Consider the following 3,233-nt stretch of genomic DNA (forward strand, 5'->3'; position numbering starts at 1 on the left):
CGGCGAGGCCGTGGAGATCCTCCGGGAGCGCGGCCACCGGCTGGAGCTGGCCCGCGCGATGGACGCGCTGGCCCGCGCGCACCGGGACCTCGGCGACGAGGGCCGGGCGCGGACGCTCGCGCGCAAGGCGCAGCAGCTGATGCGCGAGAGCGGCGCCGAGCCGTCCGCGTACGAGACCCCGGCCGCCGACTCCGGGGCCTCCCTGCCGCTCGCGGGGCGGCAGTGGTCGCCCGGCACCGGCTGGCAGCCCGTCGAACTCAGCGACGCGGAGCTGCGGGTGGCCACGCTCGCGGCCCGTGGGCACACCAACCGGCAGATCGCCGGGAAGCTGTTCATCACCGTCAGCACCGTCGAGCAGCATCTGACCCGCGTCTACCGCAAGCTCGACGTGCAGCGCCGCACGGACCTCGCGCCGAAGCTCCGGCTCGACGTCGGCGGGCCGGGCGATTCCGACGGGGGCGGCAACGGCGCCGCCCGCGACCGGCTTCGCGCGGTCTAGACCGAATCCGCCGGAACAACGGAATCCGTAGGGGAAGACGCGCGGACGAGGCGTGGAATTCACCAGGGGAGCGCCCCGGAACTCGTGGCGCGTTGAACTGTGCGGAACGGCGCACCGGGGGCGGCCGTACAGGTGTTTACCCCGGATTCATCAGCGTCCGCCGTTTCGCTCCTTGCACGCCCCGTCGGCACGCGCACTCCCTGAACCGCCCGCCGTGACCGGCCGGTAGGGGTACCCCGCCGGGCCGGGCCCGCACGTCGGTGGGGGGAGCTGCCCGGAGCGGGCGGCCGAAGGCCGGGCGGTCGCGTCCGATTTCCCGGTCGATGCGGCGTCCACCAGGAGTTTTGCGGGTATCGCGGGTACGGGGCCGCGCGCACACCGGGCACGTTCCGTTGATTGTGCGGCCAAAGCTTCCGGGGAGATTACCCGGTGCCCCGTGTATTCCCGGATAGGGGTACCGAATCCGAACTCATGATTTCATCGGGCCGTCGGCGACGGATTTCCGCACGGCTCTGGACCGTGATTCCCGATGGCCTATACCTTTACTGACGTGCTCGCGACGACCCCACGTCCCCGCTGGTCGTAGCGGGTCCGGTCGCACCCGATGGTCCATACCGGAAAGACCGCAGGGGTCCTCCCCGTGACGGTGACATGGCCGCCGGTGAAAACGTGACGGCGGCTCACGGGGGGCGCGTCGTCCGGGCGGACGAGACCGCCGGGCGGCGGAATACCCCGGCAAGCCGACGACAGCGGGCCCGCCGCCAGAAGTGCCTTACGCATATTGCAGTACCGAGTTGTCCGCTCCGATAGCTGCCCCGGATAAGCGAATCATGGCACCACGAGTCCGGGGGCTTCGGATAGGGGTGCCTGACCGGTAAAGACGCTGTTAGAGTCGGAGTCCGAATAGGGGAAATTCGCCGCCGGTACACGGCACTTGACGCATGGCGGGGCAACGGGGGGAGGGCGCGTGGGTTTGGCGACGGACAGAATCCTGCAATTCGATGAGATGCGCGCGATACGCGCGATACGCGGTTTCGGCCAATTCCAGATCATGGCTGCCGGGAACGGCGAGTACGGGGAGCGCGACGCGTACGGGGAGCGCCGGGAGCACGGGGAGCACGGCGGGGGCGACCGCCGAAAGCCCGTACCGGCGCGGCGGGTCCCGTCCGGACCCGTCCGGCAGCAGGGCCGGGCCGATGTCTGACCGGCGGGGCGGCGCCGTACGCCGGGGCAGACCAGCGGGGGAGCGCTGCGCGGCGGCCTCGCATGAGTCGTCAGGTGCGCCGACGCACGCCTTGGGCGCGCCGACGCTCGCCTGCGCACGGGGGAAATCAGATCGTGAGGAGCTGGCGTTGGAGCCGGGGCAGGTGCGATTCGATCAGCAGATGGCCGTCGGAGTAGAGATCAGTGCGCTCTCGGTGGCCGATTCACCGAGGATCTCCGGGGAAGATCCGGAGCACGTCAAGGCGCTGACGGTGGCGCAGACCGAGCTGCCGCCGATCATCGTGCACCGCGCGACCATGCGGGTCATCGACGGAGTGCACCGGCTGCGGGCCGCCGTGCTCTGCGGCCACGACAAGATCGCGGTCAGGTTCTTCGACGGCGACGAGGCCGACGCGTTCGTGCTGGCTGTCGAGTCGAACATCGCGCACGGCCTCCCGCTGTCCCTCGCGGACCGCAAGCGCGCGGCCGGGCGCATCATCGACTCGCACCCGCAGTGGTCGGACCGGATCGTCGCCTCCGTCACCGGCATAGCCCCCGGCACGGTCGCCGAGATCCGCAGGCGCCGTACGGGCGGACTGACCGCCGTGAGCAGCCGGATCGGCCAGGACGGCCGCATCCGCCCGGTCAACGGCACCGAGGGGCGCAGGCTCGCCAGCGAGGTCATCGCGGAGAACCCCACCCTCTCGCTGCGGCAGATCGCGCGGGCGGCCGGGATCTCCCCCGAGACGGCCCGCGACGTACGGAACCGGCTGCGCCGGGGCGAGGACCCGCTGCCCACACCGCGCGGCAAGGGGCGGGTCAGCACCGCGCGGGCGACCGCGCAGGCCGGCCCGCGCAAGGGCTTCGGCACCGGGGCGGTGCCGCAGCGCGCGCCGGTGCAGGACCGCACCGCGACCGTGGAGCGGCTCAAGGCGGATCCGGCGCTGCGGATGAGCGAGACGGGGCGCACCCTGCTGCGGCTGCTCGCCATCCACACGGTCAGCGCCGAGGAGTGGGAGGAGATCATCGACAACATCCCGCCGCATTGCAGCAATATCGTCGCCCATCTGGCGAGCGAATGCGCGGGGATGTGGGCGGAGTTCGCGGTCCGCGTGGAGCGGCGGGTCGCCGAGACCGTATAGCTCGCGGGCGGCCGGGGTCCGGCAGCTCCGCGACAGGGGGTTCAGAAGGATTCGGGGGCAGCGCGCCGGAGGCTCTCCGGTGCGGTGTCCAAGCGCGGGATTCGGCCGGTTGGACGGCGGCCTCCGTCGCTCTGGGGGAGCGGTTCCGGGACGTGGTGCCAGGGGCGTGGTTCTGGGGGCGCGGTTCCGGGGCGCAAGAGGATTCACACATGGGGGAATTCGGATGGATGTTCGTGCGATAGACCATCTTGAGCTGTACGTGGAGGACGCCGAGGAGGCGGCCGACCACCTGCGCGCCGCGTACGGATTCACCGTGCGCGGACGCGGCGGCCCCGGAACCGGGCTGGGGGCCTGCCGGACGGTCCTGCTCCGGCAGCGGGACATCACCC

At 71.8% G+C, this 3,233-nt stretch carries 3 protein-coding genes; all 3 read left to right on the forward strand.

Annotated features, from left to right (window positions below; all coding sequences use genetic code 11):
* Positions 1 to 499, forward strand: a 499-nt coding sequence (locus tag ACFU99_RS38505) for a LuxR C-terminal-related transcriptional regulator (protein ID WP_384401820.1), incomplete at its 5' end; no start/stop codon positions are given.
* Between the two features lie 967 nt (positions 500 to 1,466).
* The gene (locus ACFU99_RS38510) at positions 1,467 to 1,703 is read left to right on the forward strand and encodes a hypothetical protein (RefSeq protein WP_384401822.1); all 237 of its coding nucleotides are present in this window, start codon (positions 1,467 to 1,469) and stop codon (positions 1,701 to 1,703) included.
* A 181-nt stretch (positions 1,704 to 1,884) separates the two neighbouring features.
* A complete protein-coding gene (locus ACFU99_RS38515) occupies positions 1,885 to 2,844 on the forward strand; it encodes a ParB N-terminal domain-containing protein (RefSeq protein WP_384401825.1) in 960 nt (319 codons plus the stop codon).
* Positions 2,845 to 3,233: the final 389 nt, after the last annotated feature.

Source organism: Streptomyces sp. NPDC057654 (assembly GCF_042800135.1).
Classification (GTDB): Bacteria; Actinomycetota; Actinomycetes; order Streptomycetales; family Streptomycetaceae; genus Streptomyces.

Coding starts and splice junctions, on each gene's coding strand:
- ACFU99_RS38515 (WP_384401825.1), top strand. CDS start 1,885: ATGGCCGTCGGAGTAGAGATCAGTGCGCTCTCGGTGGCCGATTCACCG.